Annotated in this window: 19 protein-coding genes and 1 pseudogene; 11 read left to right on the top strand and 9 right to left on the bottom strand. The window is 62.8% G+C overall.

Annotated elements, in window-relative coordinates:
• The first annotated feature begins 277 nt into the window (after positions 1-277).
• Together FFM81_RS15365 and FFM81_RS15360 are read left to right on the top strand one after the other, a co-directional pair.
• Complete coding sequence (locus FFM81_RS15365) at positions 278-1312, top strand: LacI family DNA-binding transcriptional regulator (RefSeq protein WP_003569596.1); 1035 nt, start codon at positions 278-280, stop codon at positions 1310-1312.
• A gap of 111 nt (positions 1313-1423) precedes the next feature.
• The gene (locus tag FFM81_RS15360) at positions 1424-2344 is read left to right on the top strand and encodes a LysR family transcriptional regulator (protein WP_025415607.1); all 921 of its coding nucleotides are present in this window, start codon (positions 1424-1426) and stop codon (positions 2342-2344) included.
• Positions 2345-2400: 56 nt separating this feature from the next.
• Here the strand turns inward: FFM81_RS15360 and FFM81_RS15355 are convergent, their stop codons facing one another.
• Positions 2401-3354, bottom strand: coding sequence for an NmrA/HSCARG family protein (locus tag FFM81_RS15355; protein ID WP_138384724.1), 954 nt, complete (start codon positions 3352-3354; stop codon positions 2401-2403).
• Positions 3355-3556: 202 nt separating this feature from the next.
• Between FFM81_RS15355 and FFM81_RS33335 the strand changes: the two are divergent.
• Positions 3557-3681: pseudogene (locus FFM81_RS33335) on the top strand (GntR family transcriptional regulator); the annotation flags it as partial.
• A 201-nt stretch (positions 3682-3882) separates the two neighbouring features.
• On the opposite strand, the gene cysN reads toward FFM81_RS33335, so the two are convergent.
• From cysN to FFM81_RS15340, 3 genes are all read right to left on the bottom strand, one after another.
• The gene (cysN, locus tag FFM81_RS15350) at positions 3883-5379 is read right to left on the bottom strand and encodes a sulfate adenylyltransferase subunit CysN (protein WP_003569593.1); all 1497 of its coding nucleotides are present in this window, start codon (positions 5377-5379) and stop codon (positions 3883-3885) included.
• Between the two features lies 1 nt (position 5380).
• Positions 5381-6334, bottom strand: coding sequence for a sulfate adenylyltransferase subunit CysD (cysD, locus tag FFM81_RS15345; protein ID WP_003569592.1), 954 nt, complete (start codon positions 6332-6334; stop codon positions 5381-5383).
• Positions 6335-6448: 114 nt separating this feature from the next.
• A complete protein-coding gene (locus FFM81_RS15340) occupies positions 6449-7207 on the bottom strand; it encodes a phosphoadenylyl-sulfate reductase (RefSeq protein ID WP_138384725.1) in 759 nt (252 codons plus the stop codon).
• A 419-nt stretch (positions 7208-7626) separates the two neighbouring features.
• On the opposite strand from FFM81_RS15340, the gene FFM81_RS15335 reads away from it, so the two are divergent.
• Positions 7627-8073 (top strand): RrF2 family transcriptional regulator, encoded by a 447-nt coding sequence (locus FFM81_RS15335; protein WP_003569590.1) that lies wholly within the window; start codon positions 7627-7629, stop codon positions 8071-8073.
• Here the strand turns inward: FFM81_RS15335 and FFM81_RS15330 are convergent, their stop codons facing one another.
• On the bottom strand, positions 8074-9417 hold the full coding sequence (locus FFM81_RS15330; RefSeq protein WP_003569589.1) for a chloride channel protein: 1344 nt from the start codon (positions 9415-9417) through the stop codon (positions 8074-8076).
• Positions 9418-9553: 136 nt separating this feature from the next.
• On the opposite strand from FFM81_RS15330, the gene FFM81_RS15325 reads away from it, so the two are divergent.
• Positions 9554-9940, top strand: a complete 387-nt coding sequence (locus tag FFM81_RS15325; protein WP_138384726.1) for a DUF6152 family protein — start codon at positions 9554-9556, stop codon at positions 9938-9940.
• 17 nt (positions 9941-9957) lie between these two features.
• Entirely contained in the window at positions 9958-10431 is a 474-nt protein-coding gene (locus FFM81_RS15320; protein ID WP_138384727.1) for a DUF6644 family protein, read from the top strand.
• 84 nt (positions 10432-10515) lie between these two features.
• On the opposite strand, the gene betA is transcribed toward FFM81_RS15320, so the two are convergent.
• The 3 genes from betA to betI all read right to left on the bottom strand — a co-directional run bounded on the left by betA (position 10516) and on the right by betI (position 14445).
• Positions 10516-12168: a choline dehydrogenase gene (gene betA / locus FFM81_RS15315; protein ID WP_138384728.1), complete on the bottom strand. Its 1653-nt coding sequence runs from the start codon at positions 12166-12168 to the stop codon at positions 10516-10518.
• Between the two features lie 215 nt (positions 12169-12383).
• Complete coding sequence (gene betB / locus FFM81_RS15310; RefSeq protein ID WP_138384729.1) at positions 12384-13847, bottom strand: betaine-aldehyde dehydrogenase; 1464 nt, start codon at positions 13845-13847, stop codon at positions 12384-12386.
• 1 nt (position 13848) lies between these two features.
• Positions 13849-14445, bottom strand: a complete 597-nt coding sequence (betI, locus tag FFM81_RS15305; RefSeq protein WP_025415617.1) for a transcriptional regulator BetI — start codon at positions 14443-14445, stop codon at positions 13849-13851.
• A gap of 140 nt (positions 14446-14585) precedes the next feature.
• Between betI and FFM81_RS15300 the strand changes: the two genes are divergently transcribed.
• From FFM81_RS15300 to FFM81_RS15285, 4 genes are all read left to right on the top strand, one after another.
• The gene (locus FFM81_RS15300) at positions 14586-15185 is read left to right on the top strand and encodes an HdeD family acid-resistance protein (protein ID WP_138384730.1); all 600 of its coding nucleotides are present in this window, start codon (positions 14586-14588) and stop codon (positions 15183-15185) included.
• Positions 15186-15292: 107 nt separating this feature from the next.
• A complete protein-coding gene (locus FFM81_RS15295; protein WP_138384731.1) occupies positions 15293-15535 on the top strand; it encodes a ribbon-helix-helix domain-containing protein in 243 nt (80 codons plus the stop codon).
• A 156-nt stretch (positions 15536-15691) separates the two neighbouring features.
• Positions 15692-17497: a GGDEF domain-containing protein gene (locus tag FFM81_RS15290; RefSeq protein ID WP_138384732.1), complete on the top strand. Its 1806-nt coding sequence runs from the start codon at positions 15692-15694 to the stop codon at positions 17495-17497.
• A gap of 77 nt (positions 17498-17574) precedes the next feature.
• On the top strand, positions 17575-18573 hold the full coding sequence (locus tag FFM81_RS15285) for an NAD(P)H-quinone oxidoreductase (protein ID WP_138384733.1): 999 nt from the start codon (positions 17575-17577) through the stop codon (positions 18571-18573).
• Here the strand turns inward: FFM81_RS15285 and FFM81_RS15280 are convergent.
• A complete protein-coding gene (locus tag FFM81_RS15280; protein ID WP_138384734.1) occupies positions 18554-19981 on the bottom strand; it encodes an MFS transporter in 1428 nt (475 codons plus the stop codon). The genes FFM81_RS15285 and FFM81_RS15280 overlap by 20 nt on opposite strands.
• A 102-nt stretch (positions 19982-20083) precedes the next feature.
• On the opposite strand from FFM81_RS15280, the gene FFM81_RS15275 reads away from it, so the two are divergent.
• Positions 20084-20707, top strand: a complete 624-nt coding sequence (locus tag FFM81_RS15275; RefSeq protein ID WP_025415622.1) for a helix-turn-helix transcriptional regulator — start codon at positions 20084-20086, stop codon at positions 20705-20707.
• Positions 20708-20724 lie beyond the last annotated feature (17 nt).

The following is a 20724-nucleotide window of genomic DNA, read 5'->3' as shown; positions in this document are numbered from 1 at the left end:
CCCACGCTTTGGAAATTCCACGCCGACTTTGTTCCGCCTCGCGTCCGCCGCGGCGGTTTCACTTGAAATCTAATGGACTTATTCCCGCAGCCGGTGATCCGGTCGGCGCGCACGCCCGTACATTCCCGCCAGACGATCCAGCGGCTCTGTCTGCAGTTTTATCCCTGGATTCTGTTGCTAATTTAAAACGTTAGTAGACTCTAAATTATTTATTCTTCAGAAAGCAAAGGCCGCGAATCGAGGGTTGGTGAGTCTCGCGGGCAGCATTTGAGGGACAATGAACAAGGCAGTGGGGCCGGGGACGGCCAGGCGCGGCGCGCAAGTGAAGTTGATCGATGTGGCGAAGAAGGTGGGCGTCAGCCCCATCACCATTTCGCGCGCGCTTCGCAATCCCGCAATCGTCTCGGAAGATCTGCGCGAGGTGATCCTGCGCACGGTCGCCGAAATGGGCTATATGCCCAATCTTGCCGCCCGGGCGCTCGCCGGCCGCCACAACGGTGTCGTCGGCGTCATCACGCCCGCCTTGCACCAATACGGCTTCACCGACCTGATGGTCGGGATCGAGGATCGCTTCCGCGACACCGAACTCACCGTGCAATATTCCAATACGCTGCGCCATGCCGAGGGCGAGGCGGGGCTGCTGAAATCCTTCCTGACGCAGAAGCCGGCCGGCGTGATCATCGCCGGCGCCGAATCCTATCGTGATCTTCTGCCGCTGATCGAAAGTGCCGCCTGTCCCATCGCCCATGTTGCCGATCTCAGCCAGGAGCCGCAAAGGCTGGTCGTCGGCCTCGACCATTATTCGGCAGGCACCGGCCCCACCCGCTTCCTGTTGTCGAGGGGCTATCGCAGGATCGCTTTCATGGGCCGCGGGGCCGATGTTCGCTCGCGCCGCCGTATCGAAGGTTATGAGGCGGTAATGCGGGAAGCCGGATGTTTCGACCCCGATCTCATCATCGGCGGCGATTCGGCCAGCCGCACCGGCCTCGGCCGGGAACTGTTTTCCCACCTGTTGCAGCGCGTTCCCGATGTCGATGCCGTCTTTGCCCAGAGCGACGAGATGGCGCTCGGCGTCCTGATCGAATGCAAGGAGCGCGGCATCCGCGTGCCGGAAGATGTCGGCATCTGCGGTTTCAACGATCTGGAATTCTCGGCCTTTACCGAGCCGTCGCTGACGACGGTGCACATTCCCCGCTACGAGATCGGCTACCGCGTCGCCGACATGCTGCTGCGCGCCGTCCGCGACGAGCCGCCCCACGAAGGCAAGGCCGACTTGGGCTTTACCATTATTCCGCGCGGTTCGACGCGGTAATTTGGTACGCACCGCGACAACAGACGTGGAGCCGAGCCTCGCGGAGGCCTGGACTGGGCATGGCCAGAATTATTCCGTATAAGGATCGGATGGCAACCACTGTGCTGAAAAATGGATAAAGCGGGCCTGTCTTTTGACAGAATGCGCACCTTTGTTCGTGTCGCCGAGCGCGGCAATCTGTCGATGGTCGCAAGGGAGCTGGGTGTCGGCCAATCCACCGTCACGCGGCACCTCAATGAACTTGAGGAGGCTGTCGGCGTGCCGCTTCTCAGCCGCACCACGCGCCGTGTCACCCTTACTGACGAAGGCAGTCGCTATTATACCAACTGCCTTCAGATATTGCGCCTGGTCGAACAGGCAGCTGAAGAAGCCAGGGATGCCCGTCAGGCCCCCGCCGGCGCTGTTCGGCTTTCCTGTACGGCAGCGCTCGGCGTCATGCATGTCACGCGGATGATCTTCGACTTTCAGGACAGGCATCCGGATATCCGCGTCGATCTCAACCTGACTGACGAGCGTATCGACCTGGTGCGCGAAGGCGTTGACGTGGCGCTCCGTCTTGGACCTCTCGCCGACAGCGCAATGAAACTTCATGCGCTCGGAGAGAGCCAGCGGCTGCTGGTCGGTGCTCCGGCGTATTTGTCTGTTCGCGGACGGCCGCAGCGCCCGGCCGATCTGTCACGCTACGAAACCGTCGTGATGTCCAACGTGGCGGGCAGCAATCAGCTCCTTCTTTCCTCTCCCGATGGCACCAGCCTGGTAGTCCCTGTCAGCGGTCGTCTGCGCGTCGATCACGGGCTTGCGGCGCGCGAAGCCCTTGCCGCCGGACGCGGCATCGGTCCTACCCATCTCTGGCTGATCCACGATCTTCTGGACGACGGCCGGCTCGAGGTCGTGCTTGGCGACTATCGGCCTTCGCCGGTTCCGGTGAGCTTGCTGATCGTTCCGGAGCGTGCAGCCATTGCCCGCGTTCGGCTGCTCGTCGACTTTCTTGCCGCCGAGATTTCCAAACTGCCGGGAATCCGGCAATCGTAAGTGCTTGTTTTCAAGCACGCCGTTGTCAAAATCGCTGCCGCGAGGCGCGCTATGCATCAACCTCCGAAGGACCGCTTGTCGCCGCGCCACCCCGTCGTCCGCAGAAACTGCTCCCAGTCAAGCGTCTCGGGATTCAGGCGACGGCTCCATTCGAGATCGTGCTCCTTACCGAAATAGCCATACTCGACAGCATATTCGACCATCCCGAGAATCTCTCGAACAAGAAATTCGTTGGCGGCAAACTCGGGAAAATAGTGCAGCAGGCCGTCTCTGGTGAAAGCATTTCGATACTCGGCCTTGAGGCCCGTCACGCGTTGAAAGGTTTCGACCATCTCCCGCGGAGAAATGATATCGCCGACGATCGGCAGCGTTTTGCCGTTGTAGCGCTCAGGGTTCGAGAAGATCTCGAGGACAACAGGCCCGGTTGCCGTCAGCGGATCGACGAAGGGTGCTGCGAAATCTTCCGGAAGATAAATCGGCAAGAGCAGGGTGTCGCCTTCCATGCGCGGCGCATAATACTCGAGAAGATTGGTGTAGAAGAATGCCAGCATGATGAAGGAATGAGAGATCGGCAGGCCGCGGATATAATCTGCAACGCGCGCCTTGTCGGTGAAGTGCGGTGCATACTTCGTCCCACCGGCGATCTTGTCGACATTCTCGAGCGTGCTGAAAACAATGTGCCCGATGCCGGCCTCCACGGCCGCATCCGCCAACTGCCGGCCGAGAGGGGCCTCGCTCGTCTCCGGCGGGGCGATCGGAGGCGTCATCAGAAATGCGCCATCTGCGCCCTTGAATGCAGCAACGAGTTCCTTCTGAAGGCCGAGTTCGAGAGGCACGGTGGCGATTTCGGCGCCGAGTTGCTCGAGACGTAAAGCTTCGGGCGAATCCTTTCTCCGAGTGAAAGCACGGACGCGGAAACGTTGGCTCTCAAGAAGTGTCGCAACGACGCTGCGCCCTTGTTTGCTCGTTGCCCCCATTACCGCGATCAGTGGCTTACTGTCTGTAGACATAGCTTCATCCTTTTCCCTGTCATTCGCCGCCAGATCGGCGGCGTCCTTGCAAGGCAGGGCGGTCGGTCCGTGCCGAACGCCTACCTTTGACGTGGTACTTTATCGAAGCAGGTTCTTTTGATGTAGATCGCTGAAATGCATAATATAATGCCATTTTGTGGATAAGTGGCGCCGGCCGGACATCTATACTTGTCGGTAGTCAATGCCACGCTACGATATCACTAGCGCGTCGCCGACATGCTGCTGCGGGCCGTCCGCGACGAGCCGGCTGTGGGAAGACAAGGTCACTTGGGCTTTACCATTAATCCGCAGGGTTCGACGCGATAAGTCGATAGGGTCTGCAGAGCCAGAAGCCGCCCCTCACCCTAACCCTCTCCCGTTCTGACGGGGAGAGGGGACGTGCCCTGCGGAGAGGTTGCTACATGGTCCCTTCGCCCCGTTTACGGGGGCCCGAAGGACGGGTCGAGACCGTGGCTCGACCCCGGTCGGTGCCGGCAGGCGGATGAGGGGTAGCCCCCTCGAACCTTATCAAATATCGCTGGCAGCGCTCGACCAGAGGTCGGCCGCTTCCGCTGCCGTCATGCGCCGTACCTCAGCCTCATGGCTGCGGCTGGCGAAGAGTTCGCTGGCCATGATCTGTTCGGCGAGATCGGCCGGCAGCGAGAGGATGACGCGGCCTTCGCCATTGTGCAGGCCGCCGAGTTCGGTGCGTTTGCCGGTCACCATGCCGCCGGCGACCGTGTTGTTGGTCTCCGGATCGATCAGGATGAAGGAGCCGGACTGCCGGTTCTGCTCATAGGGGTCGAAGATCGCCGCTTCGTCGAAGACGAGCCGGACTTTGCCGATGGCGTTCATGTAGAGCCGCTGGGCGGCGTTCCATGTGCCGGTCTTGAGTTCCAGCTGGCTGAGCGGCTGCACCTGGACGCGCTGGCGGCGCGAACCGCTCTTCAGCCAGTAGCGCTTGCCGGGCTCGATGCCCTCGGGCTGGAGCGCGACGATCTGCGCGTCGAAGGCAAGGCCGACCTGCGGCTGGGCATCGATCGAGACGATCATGTCGCCGCGCGCCACATCGACCTGGCGGTCGAGCACCAGCGTAATCGCGTCGCCGGCAACCGCGGCATTGCGCACGAGATCGAAGGTGACGATCTTGGAGACATTGGCAACCATGCCCGACGGCAGGATCATGACGCTGTCGCCTGGTTTGACCGAGCCGCCGGCAACCGTGCCCTGGTAGCCGCGGAAGCTTTCGCCCGGACGCGACACGCGCTGAACCGACAGGCGGAAGCCGACCGTCTGCGACGAGCGCACGGTGGCAAGCTCCAGCGTCTCAACCAGCGTCGGGCCGCTGTACCAGGGCATGGCGGCCTGGCCGGAATAGACGACGTTTTCGCCCTTCAGCGCCGACATCGGGATGGCGGTGATCTGCTTGACGCCGAGCGACAGCGCAAATTCCCGGAACTCATGGCTGATCTTGTCGAAGCCGGCGCGGTCGTAGCCCGTCAGGTCGATCTTGTTGACGGCAAGCACGAACTGCTTGATCCCGAGCAGCGAAGCGATCGTCGCATGGCGGCGCGTCTGCTCGAGAATGCCGAAGCGCGCATCGACCAGCAGGATGGCGAGATCGGCGGTCGAGGCGCCGGTCGCCATGTTGCGGGTATATTGCTCGTGGCCGGGCGTGTCGGCGACGATGAAGGAGCGCTTGTCGGTCGAGAAATAGCGATAGGCGACATCGATGGTGATGCCCTGTTCGCGCTCGGCCTGCAGGCCATCGAGCAGCAGCGCGAAGTCGGGCAGGCCGAGATCGTTCTGCTTGCCGGTGGAATCGCGCTGCAGCGTGGCGGCCTGGTCTTCCTTGACCGCCTTGGTGTCCCAAAGCAGGCGGCCGATCAGGGTCGACTTGCCGTCATCGACGCTGCCGCAGGTGATGAGCCGTAGCGGGCGCGAGTCGCGCTGGGCCTTCTGCGGCTCGGCGGCGGGCAGGCTGACGGCGGTTGCGGCCGAGACGGCGGTTTGCACTACGGTCATCTCAGAAATATCCTTCACGCTTCTTCTTTTCCATGGAGCCGGACTGGTCGCGGTCGATGGCGCGGCCCTGGCGTTCGGACACCGTTGCGATTTCGAGTTCGGCGATCACCTCTTCGAGGGTGGTGGCCTCAGAGCGGATGGCGCCGGTCAGCGGGAAGTCGCCGAGCGTGCGGAAGCGGATCATGCCTTCCTGACGCACTTCGCCGGGCAGCAGTTCCAGGCGCGGATCCTCGGCGAGGATCATCATGCCGTCGCGTTCGACGAACGGCCGCTTCTTGGCGTAATAGAGCGGCACCAGCGGAATGTCCTCGGCCTGGATGTAACGCCAGATATCGACTTCGGTCCAATTCGACAGCGGGAAGGCGCGCACGCTCTCGCCCTTGCGGATCATGCCGTTATAGACGTTCCAGAGTTCCGGCCGCTGGTTGCGCGGGTCCCAGCGATGATCGGGTGTGCGGAAGGAATAGATGCGCTCCTTGGCGCGGCTGGCTTCCTCGTCGCGGCGCGCGCCGCCGAAAGCGGCGTCGAACTGGCCGGCATCGAGCGCCTGGCGCAGGCCCTCGGTCTTCATGATGTCGGTGAAGGCGGCCGAACCATGGGTGAAGGGCGTGATGTTTTCGGCTGCACCGCGCGGATTGATATGCTCGATCAGGTCGAGATCGTACTTCTTCGCGGTCGCGTCGCGGAAGGCGATCATCTCGCGGAACTTCCAGCCGGTGTTCACATGCAGGAGCGGGAAGGGCACGCGGCCGGGATAGAAGGCCTTGCGCGCCAGGTGCAGCAGCACCGAGGAATCCTTGCCGATCGAATAGAGCATGACGGGACGCTCGAATTCGGCCGCAACCTCGCGGAAGATATGGATGGATTCGTTTTCCAGCGCCTTCAGATGCGGGTCGAGCGGCGCCTTGGCGCTCTGTGGATTGCTGAGTTCCGTATCCGGACGGCTATCGGGCATGTCTTACTCCAGACTGTCGGTCGTTTGCGGCGGCCCGCAAACAATTCCTTGATGTTGGCTTTCCCAAGGCAGCGGCGGTCGCCGCGCCTTGAATTGGGATAGCCGTGAAGTTGATTATACCGCGGCGACCGCCGCTGCCTCTTCGGCGACATGCAGGCCGCATTCGCGCGTCTCATCCTGCTCCCACCACCAGCGGCCGGCGCGTTCCGGCTCGCCGGGCTTGATCGCCCGGGTGCAGGGCTCGCAGCCGATCGAGGGATAGCCGCGGGCATGCAGCGGATTGACCGGCACGCCGTTTGCGGAAACGAAGGCCTTGATCGCCTCGAGATCCCAATCGGCGAGCGGATTGACCTTCAAGAGGTGGCGTTCGGCTTCATATTCGGCAAAGGGTGTCTCGGCGCGGTTGGCCGATTGGCCGCGGCGCAGGCCGGTGACCCAGATCGCAGCGCCCTCAAGTGCACGCGCAAGCGGCTTCAGCTTGCGCACGCCACAACAGGCATGCCGGGCTTCGACGCTCTCGTAGAAACCATTGAGGCCGTATTGCGCCGCATAGGCGTCGATATCGGCCTTTTCAGGCTCGTAGCGCTGGATCTTGATGTCGTACTGGCTTTCGGTCTCTTCGATCAGCGCCAGCGTCTCGGCAAACAGCCGACCGGTCTGCAGCGTCGCAACATCGATCGGCAGGCGATGCGTGCCGATCTCGGCGGTAATCACCTGGTCTTCGATGCCGAGCGAAGTGGTGAACACCACGCGGCCGCCGAGGCCCGCGACCAGCGACAGACGTCCGGCCAGGTCGAGACCCGCCAGCCTGGCATTCAGCGCCTCGGCTTCGGCAATCGGCCCTTTTTCCGCAATCGACTTGATAACAGTCATGAGAATCCTGTCCTTTGTTGACCGGAGTATCGCAGTTCGATCCTGGATCGGACAGAAAAAGGGATTTCGAAAGCTGCGGGCGGAGGAGCAAATATCTCTCCGAAGCTGCCGCAATGCAAAAAAACAGCCGCCCGAGGATAAAAATCCCCGCGAACAGCTGGTATGTCTATAAAAATAGTAGAGTTACACGCGGCCTGTCAATCCGAAATCTGAAGTGATGCCGAAAAAGGTGCAGAAAGGGCGGTTTAAGCGTAGATTGTGACAGCTTGGCCGAGAGGGAAAAACAAGGCCGAAAACGCTTAGTCCTCAAGGCTTTCTCCGGTGCGTTCAAATTCCGTTCATGCTGGTTGTGCCATAGAGGCGAAAGTACTTCCGTAGCGGCGCGGAAAATCGCGCCGCCTGTGTGTCGATGGTCTGAGATGATTACGCAAAAGGCGAAATATGCGCTGCGGGCGCTGACGGTCCTGGCGGATGCCGATGCCGACGAACCGGTGATGATTTCCGACATCGCGGCGCAGCAGAAGATCCCGAAAAAGTTCCTCGAACAGATCCTGCTCGACCTCAAACATCACGGCATCGTCGTCAGCCGCCGCGGCAAGCAGGGCGGCTATCTGCTGCTGAAGCCCGCCCATACCATCACCTTCGGTGAAATCCTGCGCATCATCGACGGCCCGATCGCCCCGCTGCCCTGCCTGTCGATCACCGCCTACCGCCGATGCGACGATTGCGACGGCGAACAAAACTGCCAGATCCGCCACGTCTTCGCCAAGGTGGCCGACGCCACCCGCAAGGTGCTGTTCTCCACAACCATCGCCGATGCCGTCGGCCCGAGGCACGGCGCCGAAGTCACCCGGCTGCTGGCCTGATTAGCTCTCAACCGTTTCCCTGGCACGCCGGGCCCTGATCGCCGCGGCGATGAAGACGCGTGACAGGCCGTGATAGAGCGGTTCGCGTGAGAGGATGCGCGAGGTGATGTAGCCGATCATCGAGACTGCCATGATCGGGATGACGGCCTGGTGATCGCCGGTCATTTCGAGGATGATGACGAAGGCCGTCATCGGCGCCTGCACCACACCGGAGAAATATCCAGCCATGCCGAGAATGGCTGCAAGCGCGATACTGCTGCCGAGGAGCGAACCGACGGTACTGCCGAAGCCGGCGCCGACGGCAAGCGAAGGCGCGAAGATGCCGCCCGGAATTCCCGAGATCATCGACAGGAAGCCGGCAAGGAGCTTTTCGAGGAAGAACAGCAGGGGCAGGGGATTGCCCTCGACGGCGGCTTTCGCCTGGTCGTAGCCCGTTCCAAAGGTCGTGCCGTCAGACAGGATGCCGATCACCGCGACGGCGAGGCCGCAGACTGTTGCCAGCATCACCATCCGCCGCAGCGGCTGCGGATGCGCCCATCGGCGGACATGCTGTCCGAGATGGAGCGCAAGTCCGCTGAAAATAGCACCCAATGCGCCGCCGCCGATGCCGCAGACGAGCACCAGTTCCCAGTCGCGCACGGAGGCAGGGGCGACCGCAGCGGAGCCGAAATAGCTGTAGCTGCCGGCAAGCCCGAGGGCGGCAAGGCCGGAAAGGATGACGGCGGTCAGCACCAGGCCGTTGGCGCGCGACTCATAGGTCCGGCTCATTTCCTCGATCGCAAAGACGACACCGGCGAGCGGCGTGTTGAAGGCGGCGGCGATGCCGGCCGCCGAGCCGGCGAGGATCAGCCCGCGCGCCTGCGCCATGCCGCCGAAGCGGGCGACGGCCAGCATGATCGAGGCGCCGACCTGCACCGTCGGGCCTTCGCGGCCGATCGATGCGCCACTCGCCAGCCCCAGCACGGTCAGCACGATCTTGCCGACGACCAGCCGCAGCGACAGCAGGCGCGCCCGGTCGTCCGGATCGCGCAGGTGCCGCGCGGCGATCGCCTGCGGAATGCCGCTGCCCTGCGCATTCGGGAAAAACGTCGCGGCGAGATAGGCCGACAGCATGAAGCCGAGCGGCGTGATGATGAGCGGCAGCAGAAAGCTCCATTGCCCCGAAGCGGTCACGCCGGCGAAGGCGTGTTGCGCGAGATCCGCGAGCCGGGCGAAGCCGACGCTGATGACGCCGATCGCCAAGGCGCCGAACCAGAAGATCAGCCGCGGACGCCACACCGAAAAGGAGCCCCACAGGACACGGGATCTGCGAAGAAGTCTGGACTTGCGATACAACACTGGCATGCCGAGGAATATTGGATATGACCTCTTAAACCGGTTTGCCGGGAGGCGACCACCTCTTTCTTCAAGATTTGGTGAAATAGCTTTTCTTCGCTCGGCGATGCTCCACCTGCCTGTCCATACGGGTAGGGAGAACATCATGTTGCCAATTTCAATACAGCGCGTCGTGGCCGCGGCCATGCTTTCGATGTCTTTCGCCACCGGCGCAATTGCCCATCACGGCTGGTCATGGGCCGAGGCGGACCAAATCGAGCTGCGCGGCACCATCGAGAAAATATCCATGGGCGGGCCGCATCCGACGCTCGATGTCGCCACCACCGATGACGGCCTGTGGCGCGTCGAACTCGGCAATCCGCGCCAGACGGAACGCTCCGGCTTCGTCGAGGGCGTCGCCAAGCCCGGCGATCAGGTGGTCGCACTCGGCAACCGTTCGCAGGATCCGAAGGAAAAGCGGATGAAGGCGGTGCGCATCACCATCGGCGAGAAGCGCTACGATATCTATCCCGACCGCATCCGGACGAACTGACCAAGGCGAACCGAGCTGTGATCGACATTCTCGAATGGCTGTCGGCCACCACACCCGCGGTCGCGCTTCGGCGCTCCGGAACGCTCTATATGTTCGTCAATGCCGCCCATATCCTGGCGATCGGCCTGCTCGTCGGCGCCATCCTGCCGCTCGATCTGAGGCTCGCCGGCTTCTTCCGCAAGGTGCCGGTCGACATCGTCGCGCCCTTTCTCTCCCGCTCCGCAGGCGTCGGCCTCGTTCTGGCGATCGCGACCGGCTTCTGCCTCTTCAGCGTGCGGGCGGTCGAATATGCCGAAAATCCTGCCTTTCTCGCCAAGCTCGGGCTGATTGCCTTCGGTCTACTCAACCTCCTGACGGTTCATGTCGGGCGAGGGTGGAAAACGCTTATTGCCACCGGTGTCATCCGACCCAGCCTGCGCGTGTCCGCAGCCCTGTCGGTTGCGATCTGGATCGCCGCGGTATTGGCCGGGCGGTGGATCGGATTCCTCTGATGTGCTGCCATTCTCGATACGACACAAAGATCCGTCCTATCGCAATCGCAACGCACGCTGCCGCGACAGGAAGGCTACCACTGACTATCGATCGCTAATCGCCGCCCTTGGATTAACCCACGGTTCCTGGTTCGAGCGCGCCAGCGGCTGTTTGCCGAGGATATGGTCGGCGGCCTTTTCGCCGGTCATGATCGAGGGGCCGTTCAGGTTGCCGTAGGTAACGTGCGGGAAGATCGAGCTGTCGGCAACGCGAAGGCCATCGACGCCGATCACCCGCGTCTGCGGGTCGACCACCGCCATTGGATCGTCCTTGGCGCCCATCTTGCAGGTGCCGCAGGGATGATAGGCGCTTTCCAGGTGTTCGCGCAGGAAGGCGTCGATCTCATCGTCACTTTGCACGCCTTCTCCGGGCTGGATCTCCGCGCCGCGATAGTCGTCGAAGGCGCTCTGCCCGAAGAGTTCGCGGGTCAGCCGCACGCAGTGGCAGAATTTCTCCCAGTCCTCGGCATGGCTCATATAGTTGAAGCGCAGCACCGGATCGGCCTTCGGATCGGAAGAGCGTAAGCTCACGCTGCCGCGCGATTTCGACAGGTTGTAGCCGACATGCACCTGGAAGCCGTGGCTTTTCGCCGCCGCCTTTCCGTCGTAGCTGATCGCAACGGGGAGGAAATGATACTGGATATCGGGCTGCTTCAGCCCCGGCGCGGAGCGCAGGAAGGCGCAGGCCTCGAACTGGTTGGAGGCGCCGAGCCCGCCTTTGGAAAGCAGCCATTGCGCGCCCGCCACGCCCTGCCAAAACCAGGGCAGCCAGGAATAGAGCGACACCGGCTTGGTGCTCACCTGCTGGAAGTAAAATTCCATATGGTCCTGCAGATTGGCGCCGACACCCGGCCGGTCGGCCTTTACCTCGATGCCCATTTCCTTCAGGTGCTCACCCGGTCCGATGCCCGACAGCATCAAAAGCTTCGGCGAATTGAAGGAGGAGGCCGAGACGATCACTTCGCGGTTGGCCCTCACCACTTCTACCTTGCCGTTGCGTTCAATCTCGACGCCGGTGGCACGGCCGTCCTCGATCACGATCTTGCGGGCGAAGGCGTAGACGATCCCGACATTTTTCCGCTTCAGCGCCGGTTTCAGATAGGCATTGGCGGTAGACCAGCGGCGGCCGGCAAAGATGGTCTGCTCCATCAGACCGAAGCCTTCCTGCTTGCTGCCGTTATAATCCTCGGTCGTCTCGAAGCCCGCCTGTTTGCCGGCCTCGATGAAGGCACGGAACAGCGGGTTGGTGAAACCGCCGCGCTGGACATGCAGCGGCCCGTCGGTACCGCGCCAGCCGTCCTCGCCGCCATGCGAATGCTCCATCCGCTTGAAATAGGGAAGCACGTCGGCATAGGCCCAGCCGCTGGCGCCAAGCTCTTCCCAGCGGTTGAAATCCTCGGCATGGCCGCGCACATAGACCATGCCGTTGATCGAGGAGGAGCCGCCGATCACCTTGCCGCGCGGCGCGGTGATGCGCCGGTTGTTGAGGTTTGGTTCCGGCTCGGACAGATAACCCCAGTTGTAGCGCTTCATGCTCATCGGCCAGGCAAGCGCCGCCGGCATCTGGATGAACGGCCCGAAATCGCTGCCGCCCGCCTCGATGACGAGCACGCTGTTCTGGCCGTCCTCGGAGAGGCGGTAGGCCAGCGCCGAGCCGGCGGAGCCCGAGCCGATGATGACGAAATCTGCTTGTTGCATCTTCTTGTCTTTCTCGAGCTGCCGTTATCCGGCTGCTTCCTGTTTTCCCAGAGCCTGCCCCTCATCCGCCTGCCGGCACCTTCTCCCCGCCTGCGGGGAGAAGGGGATATGCCGCACCGGCTTCGTCAATCCTCGACGTTGCGTTTGGCACGTCCCCTCTCCCCGCCTGCGGGGAGAGGGTTAGGGTGAGGGGCAAAGGCAGGCACAAATATTTCTCAATAAGGCGCCGCCACCGGCCCCATGCCGACGTAAACCGTCTTCAGTTCGGAATAATGCTCGAGCGCCGCCAGCGAATTCTCCCGGCCGAAGCCCGATTGTTTCGAGCCGCCGAAGGGGATTTCCACCGGGCAGAGATTATAGGTGTTGATCCACAGCGTGCCCGCTTCCAGCCGGTCGACGACGCGGTGGGCGCGGGTGAGGTCGGCGGTAAAGACACCGCCGGAGAGGCCGAATTCGCTGGCATTGGCGCGTGCGATCACCTCGTCCTCATCGTCGAAATCGAGCACCGACATCACAGGCCCGAAGATCTCCTCGCGGGCAATGGTCATCTCGTCGGTGACGTCGGCAAACACCGTCGGCTGCACATAATAACCTTCGCCCGCGACGTTGTTCGGAATGCCGCCGCCGGCAACAAGCGTTGCGCCTTCGGACTTGCCCTTCTCGATATAGGCGATCACCTTCTCGCGCTGAGCCCAGGAAACCATCGGGCCGATCTGCGTCGCCTCATCCATCGGATCACCGATCAACATCGCCTCGGTGCGCGCCTTCAGCCGCTTCAGGAATTCGGTCTTGATGCCCTTCTGCACGAAGACCCGGGTGCCGTTCGAGCAGACCTGGCCGGTGGAATAGAAGTTGCCGAGCATCGCCCCGCCGACCGCCGAATCGAGATCGGCATCGTCGAAGACGATGAGCGGTGACTTGCCGCCGAGTTCCATCGTCACGTGCTTGAGGTTGCCGGCCGCCGCCGCCGCGACCCTGCGGCCGGTGGGCACCGAGCCGGTCAGCGACACCTTGGCGACATCGGCATGGTTGACGAGCAGAGGCCCGGTGTCGCGGTCGCCCTGGATGACGTTGAAGAGCCCCTTCGGCAGCCCGGCCTCATGCAGGATCTCGGCGATCTTCAAGGCGCCGAGCGGCGTGTTTTCCGAGGGCTTGAACACCATGGCATTGCCGCAGACGAGCGCCGGGGCCGCTTTCCAGCAGGCGATCTGCTGCGGATAGTTCCAGGCGCCGATGCCGACGCAGACGCCGAGTGGAACGCGCTTGGTATAGGCGAAATCCTGGCCGAGCGGGATATGGGCGCCGTTGAGGCCGGCGGGTGCAACGCCGCCGAAGAATTCGAAGGCATCCGCGCCCGAGGTCGGGTCGGCGACGATGGTCTCCTGGATCGGCTTGCCGGTATCCAACGTTTCCAGTTCTGAGAGCGACCGGTTGCGCTCGCGCATGATCTCGGCGGCGCGTTTGAGGATGCGCCCACGCGCCATCGGGCTCATCGCCGCCCATTCCGGCTGGGCGCGTTTGGCGGCGGCAATCGCCTTTTCGATGATGGCAGGCGTTGCCGCATGCAGCCGGGCGATCACCTCGCCGGTGGCCGGATAGAGGCTCTCGATGACGGTGCCATCGGTATCCTCGACATATTCGCCGTCGATGAAGTGCGAGGCTTTCGGCTGGGCTTTCATGTCATTTGTCCTTGGGGGAGGTGGTGGATAGAAGCGCGTTCAGATAATCCTCGGTCAGCGCGATCGAAGCTTCGATGCCGATCGGCGCCGATTTCAGACTTTGCCTGATATAGAGCCCGTCGATCATCGCCGCTGCGCCTTCGGCGATGCGTTCTGCGGCCTCAGCGGGCAACAGCGCCTTGAGATCGGCGAGCAGGTTGGAGCGCAGCCGGCTGGCATAGATCACCAGGAAGCGCCGCGTCTCCTCCGAGCGTTGCGCTTCGGCGTAAAAGGCAAGCCAGGCGGCGATCGTCTCCGGCGCGAACTGGTCAGCGTGGAAATTGACGCGGATGATGGCCGAAAGCCGCTCGCGCGGCGTCCGGGCGACTGCCAGCGCCGCCACGGTATCGTGGCGCAACTGCCTGAGAAGCGAGCGGATCGTCTCGATCAGCAACTGTTCCTTGCTGCCGAAATAATGATGGGCAAGGGCTGGCGATACGCCGGCCTGGCGGGCGATGTCGGACATGGTGACGGCAAGCGAGCCGTGATCGCCGATCACTCGCAGCGCTGCATCGACCAGCGCCTTGCGGCGCACCGGCTCCATTCCAACTTTCGGCAAACCGCCAACCCCCAAAAAATTTCGGCCAGAGTATTTTTGATTGACTGATCAATCAACAAAAATCTTTCTGAATTGGCGTGAACCCGATCTTTCCCCCCACAATTGCTGCAACATATTGCTTAAGCAACAGGAGGTGCGTCATGGCCGATGTCTTCAACGCAGAGCCCACAACATCCTCGTTGCAGTCGAAATGGATCTGGTTCGTCGGCCTCGGCGTGTTGCTGCTCGTCTGCGGTCTGATCGCGCTCGGCAATCTGATGCTCGCCACCGTCGTCTCGGTCTATTATGTCGGCATGCTCATGCTGTTCGGCGGGGTGGTCTATCTCGTCCACGCCTTCCAGGTGCGCGGCTGGGATCACGTGCTGTTCTGGGCGCTGAGCGGCCTGCTCTATGTGCTGGCCGGCATCTGCGCCTTCGTCAATCCCATCCTCACCTCGGCGGCGCTGACGCTGTTTCTGTCGCTGGCGCTGGTCATCGCCGGCGTCTTCCGCACTTGGGTCGGCGTGCGCATGAAGCCCACCAAGGGCTGGCGATGGGTCGTCGCCAGCGGCGTCATCACCGCGCTTGCCGGTTTCGTCATCGCCCTTGGCTGGCCGGTCAACAGCCTGTGGATCCTTGGCCTGTTCCTCGCTGCCGACCTTATCGTCCAGGGCTGGACGATGATCGCCTTCGGCCTCGGCATCCGCAGCGGACCTGCCGAAAGCGATGCGCCTGCGCCGCTTTCCGATCGTTCTTTTTGACAAGGGGATGAGAGGGGATTAAACTTTAGAGGTATGTGCGATCGCCGCGAATGGTCATGCGTCCCCCAAAGGCAGGGTTCTGCCTGAATAAAAAAGGGAGGAAGTTCATGCCGATGGTCACCGTTTCCATCTCTCCGCAACAGGCAGCGGGCATCCGCGCCGCCGTCGATACCGGCGGTTATGCATCGAGCAGCGAGGTCGTCCGCGAGGCGCTGCGTCTCTGGGATACCGCCCGCAAGCTCAACGAATTCCGCGACGATGTCCTCGATGACGAGGGCGCTCCGTCAGGCGGCAGATGCGTCGCCGATATGTTCGCCGATCACGAGGCGGAGCGTCGCCGCACCGCCTGAGCAAGCGCCTGATTGTATTTTGGAATCCGGATAAACGCAGAACGCGTGGCGATGGCCCCGTGTCTTTCACAAAACTTTCATATTGGCGAAAGGGTTCATTGATCCTTCCGGGGCATCTTCGTGACCAAAGAAGAACACGTCACAGTGGAGATCAGCATGTCCCTGGCTGCCACCGTCGAGCCCGGCGTCCTGCGCCGCTATGCCAGCGACCAGATCGTCACGCTTGCCAAGCTCGTGGTCGAAAACGCCTTTCAGCCGATCGTCGAGGCCGGCACCGGCACGGTTTTCGGTTACGAATCCCTGATGCGCGGCCAGGAGCGTATCGGCTACGACACCCCGGTCGACATTCTCGACGAGGCCCATCAGGCCGGCCAGCTGCTGCAGTTCGAACAGATGCTGGCGAGCCGGGCGCTGGCCAAATTCGCCACCCTGTCGAATTTCTCCACCGCGACGCTGTTCCTCAATCTCGATGTCCGGCTGATCCCGCATGGCGAACGCCTGATCGAGAGCCTGCTGCAGCATCTGCGGAAGGCGAATATTCCGCCGTCCTCCGTCTGCTTCGAATTCTCCGAGCGGTTCGACAATACCAGCGTGCCGGAATTTGCCGGCCTGGTTTCGAAGTTGCGCAAGGCCGGCTTCAAGCTGGCGATCGATGATTTCGGCGTCGGCCACGGCGAAATGAAGCTGCTCTGCGACCATGCCGTCGATTACCTGAAGATCGACCGGCATTTCGTCGCCGAGATCGATCGCAGCCCCCGCAAGCGCCATCTGTTGAAGAGCATCGTCAACATCGCCCATGTGCTCGGCACCCGCGTCATCGCCGAAGGCATCGAGACCGAAGCCGAATTCATCGCCTGCCGCGAATATGGCGTCGATCTCGTCCAGGGCTGGTTCATCTCGCGGCCGACGACGCATATGTCGGAGCTGGCGCCGTCCTTCCCGCATCTGCAGGAGCTCGGAAAAACCAAGCGAGGCAGCCAGTCGCTCGACGAAATCCTCATCCGCAAGCAGATCGAACTGCTGCCGACGGTCTATGAAAACGACAGCATCGACAGCGTCTTCGAACTCTTCCGCCGCAATCCGCGCCAGGCTTTCTTTCCCGTCCTCAACGCCAATGACGAGCCGCGCGGCATCATTCACGAGCAGCACCTCAAGGAATATATCTATCAGCCCTTCGGCCGCGATCTCCTGAAGAACAAGATGTATGAGCGCAGCATCTCGCATTTTGTCGAAATGGCGCCGATCGTCGGCCTCGACAGCGATGCCGAGCAGCTGATGGCGATCTTCGCCAATATGGAGGGCAGCAACTGCCTGATCCTCACCGACAATATGCGTTATGCCGGCGTCGTCTCCGCCGCCTCGCTGATCAAGGTCATCAACGAGAAGCAGCTGAAAACCGCCCAGGACCAGAACCCGCTGACCGGCCTGCCGGGCAATCGCGCCATTCGCGATTTCATGCGCCAGTCCGGCCGCGACGGCGATGAGGTCCGCCATTTCTGCTATTGCGATTTCGACAATTTCAAGCCGTTCAACGATGCCTACGGCTTCCATCTCGGCGACCATGCGATCTCGCTGTTTGCCGCACTGATGCGCCGCTATTTCTTCGCCGAGCGCCATTTCCTCGGCCATGTCGGCGGCGACGATTTCTTCATCGGTGTCGTCGGCTGGACCAAGGAGGAGCTGACAGAAATTCTCGATCGGCTGATCGGCGATTTCCATGACGACGTGCTCGATCTCTATTCCGACGAGCACCGCGCCGCCGGCCGCATCCTCGGTCACGACCGCGCCGGCGCCGAAGCCCTGTTCCCGCTGATGCGCTGCTCGATCGGCGTCATCGAACTGCCGGAGGGCCTGGTTATCGACGATATCAACCGCGTCAGCGCCGAGATCGCCGTCATCAAGTCGGCCGCCAAGGAGAGCGATGATGGCCTGGTCTTCCATCCGCTGGGCGAGGCGAATTGACGCCCTTGCCACATCAAGCCTTCCCAAGCCCGCGGGGCTGACTTATCTCCAACAGTCGGGATCAGGAGGGTTGCGCCATGCCATTGCCGCAGGAAATGCGTTTCGTCGATCTGCCGTCCTTCGGCGGGCCGGAGGTGATGACCATCGGCAGAGGCCCACTTCCGGAGCCGGGTGAGGGGCAGGTGCTGGTGCGCGCCGAGGCGGTCGGCGTCAACCGCCCCGATGTCGCCCAGCGCCAGGGCAGCTATCCCGCGCCCAAGGATGCGAGCCCGATCCTCGGCCTGGAGCTTGCAGGTGAAATCGTCGCGATCGGCCCCGGCGTCAGCGGCTATAGCCCCGGCGACAAGGTCTGCGGCCTCGCCAATGGCGGCGCCTATGCCGAATACTGCCTGTTGCCGGCAGGCCAGATCCTGCCCGTTCCGAAGGGTTATGATGCGGTCAAGGCCGCCGCTCTCCCCGAGACCTTCTTCACCGTCTGGGCCAATCTCTTCCAGATGGCCGGGCTGACGGAAGGCGAGACGGTGCTGATCCATGGCGGCTCCAGCGGCATCGGCACGACGGCGATCCAGCTCGCCCGCGCCTTCGGCGCCGAGGTCTACGCCACGGCCGGCTCAGCCCAGAAATGCGAGGCCTGCGAAAGGCTCGGCGCCAAACGCGCCATCAACTACCGGAGCGAGGATTTCGCCGCGGTGATCAAGGCCGAAACCGGTCAGGGCGTCGATATCATCCTCGACATGATCGGCGCTTCTTATTTCGAGCGCAATCTCGCCTCGCTGGCGAAGGACGGCTGCCTGTCGATCATCGCCTTCCTCGGCGGCGCCGTTGTCGAAAAGGTCAACCTGTCGCCGATCATGGTCAAGCGGCTGACGGTGACCGGCTCCACCATGCGCCCGCGCACGGCGGAAGAAAAACGTGCCATCCGCGACGACCTGCTCTCTGAGGTCTGGCCGCTTTTGGAAGCCGGCACCGTCGCCCCCGTTATCCACAAAGTGTTCGCCTTCGAGGACGTCGTCGAAGCCCATCGGCTGATGGAAGACGGCAGCCATGTCGGCAAGATCATGCTGCGCGTCGATTGAGCGTCAGCGAAACGCCGACGGCGAGAACCCCGGGCAGCGCCGTCAGCAGATAAAGCCAGTAGGCCGCCGACAGCGCGCCTGCTATCCCGCCCGGATCGACGAGGCCGGCGCCATTGGCGATGAGGCCGGCGAAGGCTGCGCCGAACGCGCCGCCAAGCGAACTCATCGTCGGGATTGCCGCCGAAGCCTTGTCCTGTTCGCTGTCGGCGACGAGCGTCAAGACCATGGCGACGAGGTGCGCCCAGCCGAGCCCGACGCCGAAGCCCATCATGAACATGCCGATGGCTGCCGGCACGATGAAGAGCATCTGCGCATGCGGATTATCGTTGGCGAGGAAGGCCGCAAGGCTGGCGGTCGCCGCCGCTTCGATCAGCGCACCGGCAATGATGGCGAAATAGGCCTGCCGTCCGGTCAGCGAGCCGCTGAGGAAGGCGGCGAACGTCCAGCCGAGGGCGACGAGCGCGACGAGATAACCTGAGACAAGCGGTGTCACCCCGTGCAGCACCTGCAGGAAATAGGGAATGAAAACGTCGCTGACGAGCACGATCGCCATGGCCAGCATCGTCAGGTAGACGCGCGCGATCGGCCGGGAAAAACTCACCGCGCCGGAGGGCAGCAACCGGTTCGGGCTTCGGCCCTCGATGAAAAGCATGCCGGCGACAGCGACGACAGAGGCCGCGATCAAAGCGATTTTCGCAGCCATGGTCTCGATCGTCCCGGCGGTGCTGACCATCAGCACGGCGCCAAGCAACAGCCCGATCTGGGCACGCGGCGTTTTCGCGTGGTCGCGGTCGTCTTCGACTTCGGGCAACAGCCGTGGCGCCAGAACCGCCATCGCCAGGCCGAGCGGCACGAGCACGACGAACGCATAGCGCCAGTTGCTGCCGCCGGAAAAGAAGCCGCCGAGTGTCGGCCCGATAACGGTCGCCACACCCCAGATCGCCGCATAGAGCGTCGACGCCTTCGTCCATAGCGGCTCGGGAAAGACGAAGCGGATGAAGGCATAGCCAAGCGCTGCAAGCGCGCCGGTGCCGAGACCCTGCACCGCGCGGCCGATCAGCACCACCGGCATCGACGGCGCGGTTGCGGCAATCAGGCTGCCGACGCCGAAGACCAGCGCAGCAATCACATAGACGGCGCGAAGCCCGATACCCCGCGGCCGCATGGCGACGAAGATCGAACCGAGCACGGCGGCGGCGACGAACAGGCTGGTAACCCAGGAAAACAGCGCCAGCCCGCCGATATCGCGCACGATCGACGGCGCTATCGTCGCCATGATGTAAGTCTCCACCGCATAAAGCGTCACGCCGCCGGCAAGGATCAACGTTGCCGGCAGATGCTCAGGCAGGAAGAGGCGGAGGAGGGAGCTGGCGTTGGCAATGGTTGCAGTCTGGTCGATATCCGACATGGGCTAACCCCGAGATTTTTGCTGGCGAAGGATTATTTTCCAAGTTATAAATTGGAAAAATACATGTCGCCCCAATTAAAACAAGTCATGACTTGGAAAAATATGCGCCAGTCGCCCGCCAACCGCATCCTGATCCTGATAAAGACCGACGGCCCGCAGCTTGGCGGTGCGATCGGCGATGCACTCGGTATTTCGGCCGAGGCCGCCCGCCAGCAGCTCGCCAAGCTGGCGGAGCAGGGGCTGGTGGAGCCGGTCACCATCGGTGCCACAGGCAGGGGCCGGCCGCGTCAGCTCTGGCACCTCACCGCCGCGGGCAACCGGCAATTCCCGGACGGCCATGCCGAACTGACGGCAAACCTGCTTGTGACGCTGGTCGAACAGCTAGGCCCCGCAGCGCTCGACACGGTCATCTCCGCCCGCGAGGCGGATACGCTGCAGCGTTATCGGCTGGAACTGGAAAATGCCGGCGACCTTGCCGCCCGCGTCGAGGTCCTGGCCGCCATCCGCACCCGCGAGGGCTATATGGCCGATCACTGGCAGGAGGCGGACGGCTCCTTCACGCTGGTCGAAAACCACTGCCCGATCTGCGCGGCTGCCACGGCCTGCGCCGGCTTCTGCCGCTCCGAACTCGAGACCTTCCGCACCGCCCTCGGCGCCGACGTCGAGCGCCGCGAACACATCCTCGCCGGGGCAAGGCGCTGCGCCTACCGGATCACGCCGCGTTGACCAATATCGCAAGCAGC

It is taken from the genome of Rhizobium hidalgonense, from assembly GCF_005862185.2.
Taxonomy (GTDB): Bacteria; Pseudomonadota; Alphaproteobacteria; order Rhizobiales; family Rhizobiaceae; genus Rhizobium; species Rhizobium hidalgonense.
This window is presented reverse-complemented; position numbering and strand designations above follow the sequence as displayed.